Consider the following 13,350-nt stretch of genomic DNA (forward strand, 5'->3'; position numbering starts at 1 on the left):
CTCCCTACTTGTTATTCAAATTATTCAAATCATCTATTTGCTTTTGTAGCTTCCTTTCTATTTCTCTTTCAATAATCATCATTCTTTGTCTGAATTCAGGATCGATTTCAATTTCACCTTTCTTTCCTTTTTTATAATGAGTCCATTCTTCAAATTTTTGACTGTTTTGAAGTATTGGCTGACTTGCTTAATCCAATAAAGTTATCTGGATTATTAAGAACTTCAAGCTGTTGTGATTTTGTTAATTTCCCGAAACCGTCCATTTTAGTTATATTATTCATTGGTACGATATGGTCTGCTTCTAAAGAACCTATAAAAGTTTTTCCGGGTATTGCTTCGTCCTTTGTCTCCACATTTTGTTGTGTCCCTCGTTAACCTTGTCTCTTAGCTCTGGTGTTGGCGTCTCATCTCTCAATATTTTATATTCTTTATCAGTAATTTGTCTATCTCCATAACGAGGCGGTGTCCCAGAATCTCCCGTCCCCTCAGTGCCTTCCGGATTATCCTTCGGTTTGTTTGTATTCGGATTCTCCTGCGATTTCTCCGGTTCGGATGATTTAGGCGGTTTCGTATCGGCTTGCGGTTTACTTTCGTCCTTTTTCTTAGACGGAGATGGCTTCCACGTATTCACTTCATTCGGCGTTTCATTTTTTTCTGGTTTCGTCTTCGATGTCGTGCTATCTTTCGGCATTGTCGGTACATTAGGTTCTTTCGTTTTCGAAGAAGGTGAACTACCCGAACCTGTTTTCGACTTCGGCGGGTTCTCTACAGGCTTAGAGGTTGATCCTCCCCCACTGTTTGCTGTCTTTCCATTCCCCGAAGCCGTCTCACCTGTTTTGTTCGTCTTATTATTGCTCCAACGACTTCCTCCGCAAGAAACAGCATGCATCATCTGGCTTTTTTTCCATTGTTTTTTGAAAAAACTCTTCACTTTGGGCATCATAGTCTTAAATGCATTGTTGCTAGTTTTGGGCGACATTGTTCCGTTTGCCTGCGGGATGGACCGTACGAGGCCTGCAGAACCACCTGCTGAACCTCCTCTGCGATTCATACCAAATTGCGTATCCATCCCTTTTTGCATGGCGTCTAGTTGGTTATATCCATCAAGTTCAGCTAATTCTTCATTGCTCATTGTCGTACGCTTGATTCTCCAGGATAAAAACTTCTTTTCTTCGAGACTTAGCTCTTGAGTCTCCCAATAGTCATAACTGCCCAGTTCCTCTACCGTGATATGAGGCCTGCCTATGTCGAAGGTAATATTTGCAAAATAAGGATTTACGAAAAGGACATCATACTGCTCCGGGTTTTTCATCACTTTCTTGAAAAAATCCAGCGAACTTTTCAGTTCCTGATCCGCCTGTTGTTTCGTCCATTTCTCTCGAATATAAGCTGGAATATCATAGTATGTGGCACTAATTTCCTGATGCTGCTGATGCAACTTCTTGAGTAGATCAATGGGGGAAGTCGCTGTAGTCAACTCTTTGGCGGCCGTCAACATTTTACCCAGCATCGTCCATTTCGCTTCGTTCTCCTGCTGTTGCAGTTCAGCAAATCCATTCGTAAATCGGTCCAGCAAATTCAGAGCCGAAGGCTTGAAGGAGCCTATCTTCGGCACGCTCGCGATGAGACCCGTGGCAACGGCAGCAATGCCTACGCCGATGGCTGTCTGAGCAGCAATCCCCCCTAGAGCTCCCAGGATCGGAATCATAGCAGTGATGGCCAATGCAGCTCCAGCCAACGATCCATCTTTCGGGTTCGTCGTTGATGCCTGCGTCACTGCAGCAGCCTCTGCGGCTGCTGCGGCCTGAGCCGCTTCGTACTCCTCAATCGGCATCAGCGGTGGCTCCGGCTCCGGAGGCAGATCCGCCACATGAACAGTCGCTTTGTTGCTGCCCTCCTGTTGCAATAGACCTGCTCGTACGTTGGCCTCCCCGTCCAAAATGAAGCTACCACCCCCGCCAAGCAGCCATTAGTTATTTTCGACACGCAAAAAGCTCTCTCCAACTCATAAATCAAGTAAGAAAGAGCTTTTGAATGTTAATCAAATGTTTGAATCATCTAATGTTGGGTTCGTTGGATATGGTTGTGCTATACGATTTAATTAGCCTGGTATCAAATTGCAACATCTTGGTATCCTACATCAGCTATTTCTTCGTCTAATAAACGCAACCCTAAACCATTCTCTGAATCCCATGTACAACTAAAAAGAACTCCAATGTCACGTTCTTCATTAATGTCTCCATACGGAACAACAATCCCCTCTAAAGTAATCATCTTCATCAATTGAGTTGTTGTTTCAACTAATGGATAATTCTCATTAAACGCAACATCATAACCCAATTCACTTCTTTTTTGTATGTAATAATCCAAAATAGGTTGTAATAAGTTAAATTGCACTTGTTTCCAATCTTGTATCAATGATTGATATGCCGAATATTGTTTTTCATCAAATCTTCCATCTTCATCTCCATCAATCATCAATGTAATTCCAAGTTCTCCTCCGAATAATTGAAACATAGTCTTCCTAGTCCAACCATAGTTATATTCGAGCACTCCAAAAACAGGATCATTTTTTATCATTGTGTACTCCCCTCTTTATTGTTTATTAGAGAATCCCCCAGGTTCAAACGCTCCTGCATTCATTTCTCCCACACCTCCAAGATGCCCAAAAGTACTATTCATCTTTGTAGGTACTAGCTGCATTGTTTTAACATCATTTAATTCGTGCCATGTTAGTTTATTTCCATCTCGATAAATCTTTATATCTTTAGCAGTAATTTTACCAGACTCCATACCAAATTGGCGTGCTATTTCAGGAGAATTATTAAGTTGTTCAGCTAACCTTTGATCTGATTGAGCAAAATTAGCTCTTCTCGCTGCTCCTCCGTATGTGCCTTTTCCACCTAACATATACTCAATTTGCACTTCTGCTTTAGCTACTGGTGAAAGATCAGGGATCAGACAAATAAAAAGCCGATTTCGACTTATAATTCAAGTTGAAATTAGCATTTCTGCATCCGTCATTTTCTAAAGATTAAACTTCATATAAACTATCTAAAAAGCTATCAAAAGAATCAGATATAAGAAACATATTGCTCATCTTCTCAGTAGGTTCTATATCATGAAGTAAAATATATATTTTCCCCGCATACTCTTCGCTAGTTCCCAGACAAATTTGATTTCCTCCAGAATCATCACCTATAGATATAAATTCGTTTGGGATTTCGCCATATAATGAGTCAAACACACTTGATAACTCATCGTAGGATTCATTGATATCTAGCCCATAAAGTGTGTTGAGAGCAGTCTCTCCTTCATCATCTGAAATTTTGAAAACATTTGGCTTTACATTACCACCGTTATACTCAAGCAAAAAATCGCGATATTGAACCGGAAGCAAGACAGCATATTTTGCTTCAAATTCCTCAATATTTTTTAATTTAATTTTTTTATTTGTGTTATAAATCGTTGCCATGGTAATTCTCCTTTATAATCATTTTTTCCGTTAACTGTAGACTGACCACCTATATGTCTAAAGTCCCTATGGATATCCTTCTGAACAAGAACCATTGTCTTTCCATCTTCTTGATGATGCCAAGTGTACCCAGTTGGAGGTTGATTTAGTTCAGTAACTGGTGGATCAGAATCCTTATTTAGTCCTGCTTCTAAGTTCGCCTTCTTGGAGTCCGCCTGAGGGTTTTTAGGAATAGTAATTTCTATTGTTACTGCTGGTTTAATAGTTAGATGGTAAAATGCTGAAAAGTCAGGACACCCATTAGGATAACTAACCGATATTCCATTTTTGTTAGTATATGTCCATGTTCCATTCCCATCAATTGAAATATGTCCACCTTTATCCTACCTTTTTTAGGGATAGGAAATTCATTGGCTTCGTTTCCATTACTTCTTATGTCAAATCCGACAGTTCTAACTTCTTACCTTTACCCGTCTCCTCAGTGCCTTCCGTTTTTTCCTTCGGATTGTTTGTATCCTATTCTACCTTTGGTTTTGGTGGCTTGGGTGGTTTTGTATCTCTTCCGAATTACCATCCATATTTGGCATATATTTCCTCCATGAGCAGCATTTTTTTTGGATTCGTCTTCGATGTCATGCTTCTTTTCGGTGTTCTCGTTGCATTAGATTCATTCGTTTTCGAAGAAAGTGTTATCTCTTTTTCTTATATTTCCACCCCTATCAGGTGCAAGAGTGGCCTCATACTTTGGTTTAGGTAGCTTTAACGAGAAATCAGCATAGTCTTTTGCCTTGTTATCTCCATTCGAACTACAATGTGCTTAAAATTTCTTTTTGTCTATTCCTGTTATGTCTACTACGGAATATGCAAAATTAAGCTCATCTACAGTTGTGAGTAAATTTGAAACGCAAGAAAACTAAGAAACAAAAAAACAGGTCAATTACGGTGGTATCAGACCATAATCAACCTGTTTAATGTAACTAAAAAGTAGCTTTCAGAATATAAAATTAGAGTCAATCATCTGACTCATTTGACAGTATCTTTAAAGCTCATACTCCCACTCATTATAATGGGTTTATATCGGATTATTGGGATACTCTTCTAGATACCTATCTATTAGTTGTCTGCTTTTTTCATTCCCTGGTATGTTACCCAAATATTTATATTCCCAAATAAGTAGCTGGTCATTAAAGCTATATTTCGTATCAAACCAATTTGTATAGTCATAATGAATCTTGAATTTCCCATTCCTATCAATAGATAATGTGAAGGAATACCAAGGTTCTTGTTCATTATCTAGAAAATTCTTTCTTAGTTTTTCACTCAGTTCAAGCAGCACTCTGCCTTTGATTTTATATTGAGCTCTATAATCATGATAATAAAGAGGGATTTCTAAACTATATTTAAAATTTTCCACATCCTCAGGTGTGTTATAAAAAAAGTATGTCCCGCCCCCGGTTTCAGAAATTTGTGCATAGTAATGAAATTTCCCCCATTCTTCCGGGATCATTTCATTAACTGTTTCAGCTATTTGATTATATATTTGATTCATCTCTTTTTCCATGCTCAACGAAATCAACCTCCAGCTTGATTTTTAATAGTTTTTTGTACTGGCCTATTTCCTTCAATTTGATAAGTTACTTCAAAGGAATCTGGTCTCATTGAAGTACCTGAATAAACTGGTTCAATTTTTACAGTAACTTTTTTCGGAGGTATCTCTCTCAACGCATCCGCCCATTTAGACTCCATATTCACCGCCAGAGCTTTGTTTTGAGCCTGCTGGTTTCTGAGGTCCGGCGGTAGAACCAGGTTTTACCATAGGCTTCAGAGTTTCGGGTGCTGTCTTCGATATATCCATTTCATAAACATTAAAAAAACTCACTCCTGACTCATTGTTTGAGTAGGAATAAGCCTTTTAATTATTTTTGTCATATGATTGCATTATAAGAAGAACCTATTCTTCTAGCATATCAAGAAAACGATTAACATTATCTGCAATCTTTTCTGTAACTGGGTCATACTCATCTGATTCCTCATTATACCATATACAAACAACTGGATCGATTTTACTTTCAGTATAGTCTAAACAAACGAAATCTCCTGCAAATAGAGCTGCAATTGGTACTAATTCAGCACCTGTCATATCTCCATCAGAGAGTATCATTTCATCCAATTGACTGAAAACAACCTTAATATCATACATACCTTTATCATGCTCGCTTGGCTTGTCCAATAAACAAAGAAAACGATCAACCACATATCTATTCGATTTAAATTCAAAAAATCTAGTTATTGGAATAGATCCATTGCTTTCCGATATAAAATCTATAAAATCTTTAGGAAACTCGATTTCAAAATTCTCTTCTACACGCTTAATTAAATTACTACCTGGAAGCGGATAAATTATACTGTTATTTTTTATTTTTAACATATTTCACCTCTCAAATTAATGTCTTGGGGCGTCTGCTCAATGTCCCTTTGTTCTTCCTCCATTATGCTTTGTAATATTATGAATACCAAAAGGTACAAGTTGCATCAATCCGCCTTCCTCATTATGGTGACAAATTGTTCTTCTGGTTGTACTTTATTTGGTAATCTAGCGTTCAGCCACTTGAATTGTACAACCTCTGTTGCCTTCCAAAGGTCCTTTGGTAATACATCTTCATGCAATACTGCACCTGCCCCTTTAAAGTCTGCATATCCAAATTTCAATCTTGGAATCTTCTTCACTTGAATCGTAGGAATATCAGAATGTAATTCTAAGGCTCTCTGTTTAATCATACTTCTTTGGTCTGAATTTAATTTACCAACAAAGTCATCTTGCCATGACCACACTTTATTTGATTTTACAATATCCCCATATATAAAAGCATAATCATCAAGAACCTCATTAAATTTTTTATTACCTTTTGCAAAATCTTTTATGTTTTCAAGGTTAGCTGTCCTGTCAACACTGCCACTATTACCCGTTCCCTCTGTACCTTTCAGACTCTCCTTCGGTTTATTCGGATTCTCCTGCGGTTTCTCCGATTCGGATGATTTAGGTGGTTTCGTATCGGCTTGCGGTTTGCCTTCGTCCTTTTTCTTCGTTGGCGGTTTCCAGGTATTCACTTCATTAGGTGTTTCTTTTTTTCTGGATTCGTCTTTGGTGTCGTACTTGGTTTCGACGTTGTCGTTAAATTTCCTTTTCCTTCATTCTTTTTCCAAGAACATAACAAAAAAAACAGATCAATTATGGTGGTATCTGACCATAATCGACCTGTTCAATGTAACGGAATAGCGTTATTTAGGTTATAAAATTAAAGCATTTGATGTGCGTACCAACGGAATGTAGAAATCTTTATACAGGTATTACATTGGTTAAGTCTACTTGAAGTCAGCCGCCCGACTTATTCGGCACTGGGTGGGGATAAATCGTATTCTAAATATTCCTCATCCCATTTGAGAACATGATCTTCTACCGCCACATACCATTCAGTATTCAAAACAGTACATCGTATTTGTGACAGTAAAGCAGTCCAATGCTGAACACCTTCCCAGATTGCATCATCCATGTTATCAGGTAACTGTGTAGAACCTTCAAAAATAATCTCCGGATCAGACGAATCTTTCAGATCATATACATCAAAACCAGTCCAATTGTATCCTTCTCCTGTATTGTTGAATTTTTCAATTTCTTGTTGTACCGAATACTCGGAAATCAATTTCTTTATAAGGTCTCTTTCGACATCTGTTAATGATTCCTTTCGTTTTGCTGAGTAATATATTGAAATCGCCATGATACAAACCTCTCAATCGTTTTTCATTAGTGCATATACTCTCGTTTAAAGTCTTCATAAATTAAAAATGCATCAGCTAATAATTCTTTCAATTCTTCGTAATTACGGAATATCGGCTTCCTTACTTTATCATTTTCCAGACCATCTAGTTGTTCTTTTAATATTCCCCATGTCCCACCAATCTTAAGTTCGGAATTTTCCCATAGAGACCATATAAATTCAGCTACACCATATTTTAAAGAAATAACATATTGAAACTTATAATTATTCTGCGTTTCTGTAATCTTAAAAAACTTTTCCTTCTTATTAAACGAGGACTCGTACCCTAATTCACTAATAATTTTTACTACTTGGTTACTTTCATAGTCTTCGAAACTTTCACTAACATTAAATTGATACTTTGTGGCTAGATTCTTATACCTTTCAATAAATTTTATCTTCTCAAAAGTGTATTTAGTATGTTTATCTATCATATTTACTCCTCCCTAAATCTGATTTCGATCCCATATTTATTCTTTGCCAAATCAATGTAATCTTGTATCCCTGAAAAGTTCTTATTAGACGCAGGAATCTCAAGTATTTGTTTTCCCTTAAGTGGTTGACCGTCAATTGGAGGTTTAAAATCAGCGTATTTATCTGTTCTAATTATTGTTCCCGGCTCGTACTTCACCTTCATTTCCTTTAAATAACTCTCAAATGTAGATAACTCAATATCTGCTAAATCAGTCGCTTTTCTTGATACTATCTCGCCTTTTATAGGATCGTATGAATCCAAACGTTTTCCATTACTCAAATGTACTTCATTACATGGATACCATTCTTCCACAACTGACTTTTTATTGAATGCATTGCCTCTAGCCATTGGCGAATCATTCAACCAGTAATCTCTGGCCTTTTTCCACTCCAACCGATCTCGTGGTGGTTTCCCCTCTTTAGATTTACGAGCAAGATACTTTTGATAATCCGATTCTAACTTAGAATCTTTAAACTTTCCATTGGAAGACAGTAAATCTTTACCCGTCCCCTCAGTGCCTTCCGGATTATCCTTCGGTTTGTTTATATTCGGACTCTCCTGCGATTTCTCCGGTTCGGATGATTTAGGCGGTTTCGTATCGGCTTGCGGTTTACCTTCGTCCTTTTTCTTAGATGGAGATGGCTTCCACGTATTCACTTCATTCGGCGTTTAATTTTTTCTGGTTTCGTCTTCGATGTCGTGCTGTTTTTCGGCGTTGTCGGTACATTAGGTTCATTCGTTTTCGAAGAAGGTGTTTCTCAGGCCCGGCGGTTGAACCCGGTTTTACCGTCGGCTTCGGAGTTTCGGCTGCAGTCTTTGGAGGTTTCCCGGCATTGGAAACGACTTCATCCTCACTGCTGGCTCTCCATAAGGTGCTTAAACTTGGTTTTCTCGAATTATGGTTCGACGAGAAGATAGGGGTCAAAGTATGATTCGAGGAACGCGAAACGAGCCTAAGAAGCGATTCTATAGGCTCGTTTTTTTGAAAGAGACTTTTTCAGTAGCCTCTTCTTATGCTGGGGGGATTTTTCAATGTTCAGTTAGGTGTGTAAATGTAGTTTATAAAACACGCTTGAAAGATATTTTAGTTTCCTGGTGAAATTACACTAAGAAAAACTTCAAAAGATTCACACACGAAGTCTAATGTTTCACTCTGCCAATCATTAAGTGATTTCTCTTCTAATTCTTCCTCTGTAATTTCAGATTCTAAGATAACATCCTCATGATTCTGGTAAACGATTTTAGGTATATTCTCATCTTCTCGATAATCAAATAGAAATTTATCACCAGCTCCATTAATCGCAAAAGGAAACACTCTTGGAGGCAATGCCTCACTCAAAGTACTATATGCTAGTTCGATAGGAGAAATAATTTCCCCAAGCACTTCTTTTTCTATTAGTGAAAGTAATTGAATATTCCAAGCTAATTTCCCTGGTACTTCTACAATTCCAGCATCCCACTCCCCCTGTTCATTCATAACATAAGGCACTGAACCGTCATGATTTAATACAATATCGACATATTTCTTGGGAAATTGGATATTCCATTTTCTCTCTAGCTCAATTATTTTTTGGATATCTAGATTTGTTTGATCTGACCACTTTACGTTATAACTCATAGTTCTTCTCTCCAACACAAGTGATATTGATTGTATTTATTTCTGTTTAGTCCAATGAATTTCACACCAGGACGGATTGTAATATGAAGTGCGACACCCTTACTTAAATAAAAAAATGGCTCATAGCCTGATTCGTGTAGAATGAAAGTTACCACACCAGCATTCACACAAGGAGAATCAGTCCATGAGTTATTCACATCTTAGCATAATCGAACGTAGCAAGCTAGAAATCCTCCACAGACAAGGCAAAAGCTCAAGAGCTATTGCAAAAGAACTGGGGAGGCATTATTCCACGATTTGCCGTGAATTATATCGGGCTAATTCATCGTATCCTTATCAGGCAGAACACGCTCAGAACGCTTATGAGAAGCGTCGTAAATCCTCTGTCTCTTCAGGTAAATGGTCAGACACTTTAGCTGCTTCACTGGAGGAAAAACTGAAGGCAACGTGGTCTCCGGAACAGATCAATCAACGCTTCCGTACCGAAGGCTTGCCAGCAGTATCCTTAAAAACGATCTATCGCTGGATCTATGCAGGTCGATTGGTTCAAGGCACGTTACAGGTTCTCCGACACAAAGGAAAGCGTCAGAAACCCGCAGAAACTCGCGGTAAATTTCCCATTGGTAGATCCATTTCGGATCGTCCCCAAGAGGTTCTTTCTCGTGAAGCATTTGGGCATTGGGAACTGGATACTGTCGTATCGGGTCGTGGGAAAAGTAAAGGATACATAGCCACACTCATTGAACGCAAAACCCGTCTATATACCGCCATTCTCATGCCTGATCGCACCGCTTTGTCCATGGAAATTGCGCTTGGTGTAGCCATCTCACAGTATCCCACAGGCACTTTCCTCACAGCCACGGCTGACCGGGGAAAGGAGTTTGCATGCTATGCCAATCTGGAAACAAGCCATGACCTGCACGTTTATTTTGCTGATCCATATTCGTCTTGGCAACGCGGTTCCAATGAGAATGCGAATGGATTGCTTCGAGAGTTTTTCCCGAAAGGCACCGATCTCGCTCAAGTCGAGGATGAAGATCTTGCCAGTTCACTAGATCTAATAAACCACAGACCACGAAAATGCTTGGGTTGGAGAACCGCTCACGAATCTTTCACAGAGGAACTGTCGCACTTGGTTTGACAATCTGTCAATCTTAAAAGTTGATGCTTCAGGATACCCTCCATTATATTTAAGTAAGAAATTAATATACTGCTCAGGAAGCCTAAGAACATATTGACCTTCAAATTCAAGAATTTCATTTATAGTTATTTTCTCATTAGTTCGATCCATATTCGCCATAGTTATTCTCCTTGTCTATTTAAATCTAAACCGGCGGTCTGGATCAATACTAAGACCTGAATTCTGAGCAACTGGAAGGTGAACCCTTTATCCGATTCGGACGTCATACGGGTATTACGTGGGTTAAGTATACTTGAAATCAGCCGTCCTACTTATTCGGCACTGGGTGGGGGATTTTTGAATAGCTGCCTATTGCATTATTTACTTATTGCCGCGAATAAAGAATCCACAACACGGCGGTGAAGCTCGCATTGTGGCGTGGTTGTTTATACATATGGATCTACTTCAAATTCTAAAAACTGTTTTATAGACTTGAAGAATAACTATTGAAGCAGGCTTGTAAACTCTTCAAAACTATCTGCAACATGATAGCATACTGGATCAAACTCACCTGAATTCGAATGATCCCATACACAAACTATCGGATTTTCTCTTGAATTCCGAAAATCTAAACAAAGAAAATCACCAGCAAATAAAACTGCAATTGGTAATAAAGCCACTCCAATTAGATCACCATCATCTGTAAGTCTTTCATCTAATTGCGTCCAAGTTACATCTATATCGAACATTCCTAATTCTGTTTCTTCTGGATCTTCTAGAATGCAAAGAAATCTAGTTAACTTATAAGAGTGGTTATTACATTCGAAAACTGATTCTTCCGGAATACCTCCATTATTTAATTCGATAAACTTTTTATAATCAACAGGTAACGTAACTCTCCATGCTATTTCATTTTCAGAGATTAATTTTTGAGGTGGCAATGGTAAAATAATCGAATTGGACTTTATTTTCATTTCATTCTCCTCCTATTACTGCACTATCTAGGGGCATCTGCCCATAATCCAGTTGTTCTTCCCCCATTGTGTAAAGTGATATTATGAATTCCAAACGGTACTAATTGCATTTTACCAGGTGTTTCAGTGTGATGCCAGGTATACGTCCCATTTTCCACCAGCTCCCTTACATTATCAGGAAGCCTTGCGTCTAGCCATTCAAACTGAGGCCCATCCTTTTTCAACCAAAGACTTTTTGGTAATTCATCAACATGTACAACTACTCCAGCTCCCTCAAAATCAGCAAAACCATATTTTAATCCTGGAACTTTAGTTACAGTTATTTTTGGTATTAATCCAAGAATCTCTGCTTTTTGTTTTATTAGAGCTCTTTGAGTAGCTGTCAATTTTGTTCCACCTGGTATGTTTTTTTTCCAAGACCAGTTTTTAATATTTATAACTTCAACATAAAGTTTAGCATAATCATCTATAATCTCTTCAAACTTCTTTTTACCTAGAACAAAGTCATTAATATTATCTAAGGAGACTTTCTCAGGTTTAACAGTCCCCTCAGGACCTTCTTGATTATCCTTCGGTTTAGGATCATCTTTATCCTTCGTTGAAGACGGCTTCCAGGTATTCACTTCATTCGGTGTTTTATTGTTAACCGGATTAGATTTCGAACTTTCTGGCTTCGGTGTTGCATCTTTCGGCTTCGCACTTGAACCGTCTTTGTCCTTATTCGAAGAGTTTGGTTTTGAGCCTCCTGGTTTCTCAGGCCCGGCGGTTGAGCCGGGTTTCACCGTCGGCTTCGGAGTTTCGGGTGCTGTCTTGGGCGGTTTCCCGGCATTGGAACCAACTCCATCTTTACCGCTGGTTTTCCATAAGGTGCCTGAACTTGGTTTTTTCGAATCATGATTCGATAAGAAGCCCCCCGGGACAATACCAACTCTCTGACTCTCTTCCCATTTTTTCTGAATAAATGACTTCGCTGTGGCTAACCCGTTACCTACACTCGTCTTCTTACTCGCCGCTTCCGCATTCTGGATGTTTCTCATCATCTGGCTGGTTGCCGAGTTCATCGCTGGGCTCTTAGACATACTCTTGCCACTGTACATGCTGCCCACGACCATTTGCACGCCCATACCGACTTGATTCCATTTGAGCATAGTGATCATCATCTTGGCATAGGAATCTGGAACAGGCTCTCCTGTAAAGGGGTGAATCCCCAGCTCACACGCCTTGAGCTGCGTTAAAACAGGATTATATATTATTTGATATAACAACGAACAATACCGCAATACAGGCCGATAGCTTGTATTGCGGTATTGTTCGTTGTTTAGTTATCTACTATCTCAAAAAAAAGTGAAAGACCCTAATTCAATCAACTGTAGCATCCAATCATCGTAACGCAATAATTCTCATTTTATAGATTTTTACGTTGTACCTCTTCAAACCATTCATCGGCAAAATCATCAGCCGATTTTATTTCATCATTTGTGTGCACTAAATCATATTTGTATTCAGCCTGAAATTTCCCACTAGTAGCATCATAAATTAATTTCATCTCCGTTGGCATGTCTTTTTCATATTCATTGCACAATTCTTCAATTTTCCCGATATTATCATTGATAATTTTCAATACCATAAACTGTCTTTCCGTGGACACATCATAACTTTCGTCCGCATCTTCCAATGCATCATTTACCTTATGAGACTCTAAATACTTATTATTAATTAAATAAAAGAAACTGCTCGATATCATATCGTCTTCACATGAAGCATAAATATATACTTTATCGGTTCGATCTTCAACATACTCCATACATATAGATACCATATCTGCTTGCAATTCACTAAATCTTCCTTCGAAATCTTTCATAACTACATTTCA

The 13,350-nt window shown here is 38.5% G+C and carries 16 protein-coding genes and 2 pseudogenes; 1 reads left to right on the forward strand and 17 read right to left on the reverse strand.

Annotated features, from left to right (window positions below):
- Nucleotides 1–4: 4 nt before the first annotated feature.
- The 14 genes and pseudogenes from MKZ13_RS22245 to MKZ13_RS22310 form a co-directional block, all read right to left on the reverse strand.
- Nucleotides 5–281, reverse strand: a pseudogene (locus MKZ13_RS22245) (hypothetical protein).
- A gap of 29 nt (nt 282–310) precedes the next feature.
- The gene (locus MKZ13_RS22250) at nt 311–1,939 is read right to left on the reverse strand and encodes a hypothetical protein (RefSeq protein ID WP_339178238.1); all 1,629 of its coding nucleotides are present in this window, start codon (nt 1,937–1,939) and stop codon (nt 311–313) included.
- A gap of 173 nt (nt 1,940–2,112) precedes the next feature.
- Nucleotides 2,113–2,580, reverse strand: a complete 468-nt coding sequence (locus tag MKZ13_RS22255) for a DUF2004 domain-containing protein (protein WP_339178241.1) — start codon at nt 2,578–2,580, stop codon at nt 2,113–2,115.
- Between the two features lie 15 nt (nt 2,581–2,595).
- A pseudogene (locus MKZ13_RS22260) lies at nt 2,596–2,958 on the reverse strand (HNH endonuclease); the annotation flags it as partial.
- A 76-nt stretch (nt 2,959–3,034) separates the two neighbouring features.
- Nucleotides 3,035–3,475 carry an SMI1/KNR4 family protein gene (locus MKZ13_RS22265; RefSeq protein WP_339178243.1) on the reverse strand — a complete coding sequence of 147 codons (441 nt, stop codon included), beginning with the start codon at nt 3,473–3,475 and terminating at the stop codon, nt 3,035–3,037.
- A complete protein-coding gene (locus tag MKZ13_RS22270; protein ID WP_339185433.1) occupies nt 3,436–3,843 on the reverse strand; it encodes an HNH endonuclease in 408 nt (135 codons plus the stop codon). Before MKZ13_RS22270 ends, MKZ13_RS22265 begins: the two co-directional genes overlap by 40 nt.
- Nucleotides 3,844–4,547: 704 nt before the next feature.
- On the reverse strand, nt 4,548–5,036 hold the full coding sequence (locus MKZ13_RS22275; protein WP_339178244.1) for an immunity protein YezG family protein: 489 nt from the start codon (nt 5,034–5,036) through the stop codon (nt 4,548–4,550).
- A gap of 11 nt (nt 5,037–5,047) precedes the next feature.
- Nucleotides 5,048–5,281: a DNA/RNA non-specific endonuclease gene (locus MKZ13_RS22280; protein WP_276324000.1), complete on the reverse strand. Its 234-nt coding sequence runs from the start codon at nt 5,279–5,281 to the stop codon at nt 5,048–5,050.
- Nucleotides 5,282–5,426: 145 nt separating this feature from the next.
- Nucleotides 5,427–5,903: an SMI1/KNR4 family protein gene (locus MKZ13_RS22285; RefSeq protein WP_339178246.1), complete on the reverse strand. Its 477-nt coding sequence runs from the start codon at nt 5,901–5,903 to the stop codon at nt 5,427–5,429.
- A 104-nt stretch (nt 5,904–6,007) separates the two neighbouring features.
- Entirely contained in the window at nt 6,008–6,583 is a 576-nt protein-coding gene (locus MKZ13_RS22290; protein ID WP_339178248.1) for a hypothetical protein, read from the reverse strand.
- 278 nt (nt 6,584–6,861) lie between these two features.
- Nucleotides 6,862–7,251: a hypothetical protein gene (locus MKZ13_RS22295; RefSeq protein WP_339178251.1), complete on the reverse strand. Its 390-nt coding sequence runs from the start codon at nt 7,249–7,251 to the stop codon at nt 6,862–6,864.
- A 26-nt stretch (nt 7,252–7,277) separates the two neighbouring features.
- Nucleotides 7,278–7,724 (reverse strand): hypothetical protein, encoded by a 447-nt coding sequence (locus MKZ13_RS22300; RefSeq protein WP_133385604.1) that lies wholly within the window; start codon nt 7,722–7,724, stop codon nt 7,278–7,280.
- Between the two features lie 2 nt (nt 7,725–7,726).
- Nucleotides 7,727–8,422, reverse strand: coding sequence for a hypothetical protein (locus MKZ13_RS22305; RefSeq protein WP_339178253.1), 696 nt, complete (start codon nt 8,420–8,422; stop codon nt 7,727–7,729).
- A 427-nt stretch (nt 8,423–8,849) separates the two neighbouring features.
- On the reverse strand, nt 8,850–9,383 hold the full coding sequence (locus MKZ13_RS22310; RefSeq protein WP_339178255.1) for an SMI1/KNR4 family protein: 534 nt from the start codon (nt 9,381–9,383) through the stop codon (nt 8,850–8,852).
- Between the two features lie 184 nt (nt 9,384–9,567).
- Here MKZ13_RS22310 and MKZ13_RS22315 point away from each other — a divergent pair, with 184 nt between their 5' ends.
- Nucleotides 9,568–10,524, forward strand: a complete 957-nt coding sequence (locus tag MKZ13_RS22315; protein WP_339178257.1) for an IS30 family transposase — start codon at nt 9,568–9,570, stop codon at nt 10,522–10,524.
- A gap of 482 nt (nt 10,525–11,006) precedes the next feature.
- On the opposite strand, the gene MKZ13_RS22320 is transcribed toward MKZ13_RS22315, so the two are convergent.
- The 3 genes from MKZ13_RS22320 to MKZ13_RS22330 form a co-directional block, all read right to left on the reverse strand.
- Nucleotides 11,007–11,477: an SMI1/KNR4 family protein gene (locus tag MKZ13_RS22320; RefSeq protein WP_339178259.1), complete on the reverse strand. Its 471-nt coding sequence runs from the start codon at nt 11,475–11,477 to the stop codon at nt 11,007–11,009.
- Nucleotides 11,478–11,500: 23 nt separating this feature from the next.
- Nucleotides 11,501–12,742: an HNH endonuclease gene (locus MKZ13_RS22325; protein ID WP_339178260.1), complete on the reverse strand. Its 1,242-nt coding sequence runs from the start codon at nt 12,740–12,742 to the stop codon at nt 11,501–11,503.
- Between the two features lie 140 nt (nt 12,743–12,882).
- Nucleotides 12,883–13,338, reverse strand: coding sequence for an immunity protein YezG family protein (locus MKZ13_RS22330; protein ID WP_192269227.1), 456 nt, complete (start codon nt 13,336–13,338; stop codon nt 12,883–12,885).
- Nucleotides 13,339–13,350 lie beyond the last annotated feature (12 nt).

The sequence above is a fragment of the Paenibacillus sp. FSL R5-0701 genome (assembly GCF_037973995.1).
Taxonomy (GTDB): Bacteria; Bacillota; Bacilli; order Paenibacillales; family Paenibacillaceae; genus Paenibacillus.

Coding starts and splice junctions, on each gene's coding strand:
- MKZ13_RS22255 (WP_339178241.1), bottom strand. CDS start 2,580: ATGATAAAAAATGATCCTGTTTTTGGAGTGCTCGAATATAACTATGGT.
- MKZ13_RS22265 (WP_339178243.1), bottom strand. CDS start 3,475: ATGGCAACGATTTATAACACAAATAAAAAAATTAAATTAAAAAATATT.
- MKZ13_RS22275 (WP_339178244.1), bottom strand. CDS start 5,036: ATGGAAAAAGAGATGAATCAAATATATAATCAAATAGCTGAAACAGTT.
- MKZ13_RS22285 (WP_339178246.1), bottom strand. CDS start 5,903: ATGTTAAAAATAAAAAATAACAGTATAATTTATCCGCTTCCAGGTAGT.
- MKZ13_RS22295 (WP_339178251.1), bottom strand. CDS start 7,251: ATGGCGATTTCAATATATTACTCAGCAAAACGAAAGGAATCATTAACA.
- MKZ13_RS22300 (WP_133385604.1), bottom strand. CDS start 7,724: ATGATAGATAAACATACTAAATACACTTTTGAGAAGATAAAATTTATT.
- MKZ13_RS22310 (WP_339178255.1), bottom strand. CDS start 9,383: ATGAGTTATAACGTAAAGTGGTCAGATCAAACAAATCTAGATATCCAA.
- MKZ13_RS22315 (WP_339178257.1), top strand. CDS start 9,568: ATGAGTTATTCACATCTTAGCATAATCGAACGTAGCAAGCTAGAAATC.
- MKZ13_RS22320 (WP_339178259.1), bottom strand. CDS start 11,477: ATGAAAATAAAGTCCAATTCGATTATTTTACCATTGCCACCTCAAAAA.
- MKZ13_RS22330 (WP_192269227.1), bottom strand. CDS start 13,338: ATGAAAGATTTCGAAGGAAGATTTAGTGAATTGCAAGCAGATATGGTA.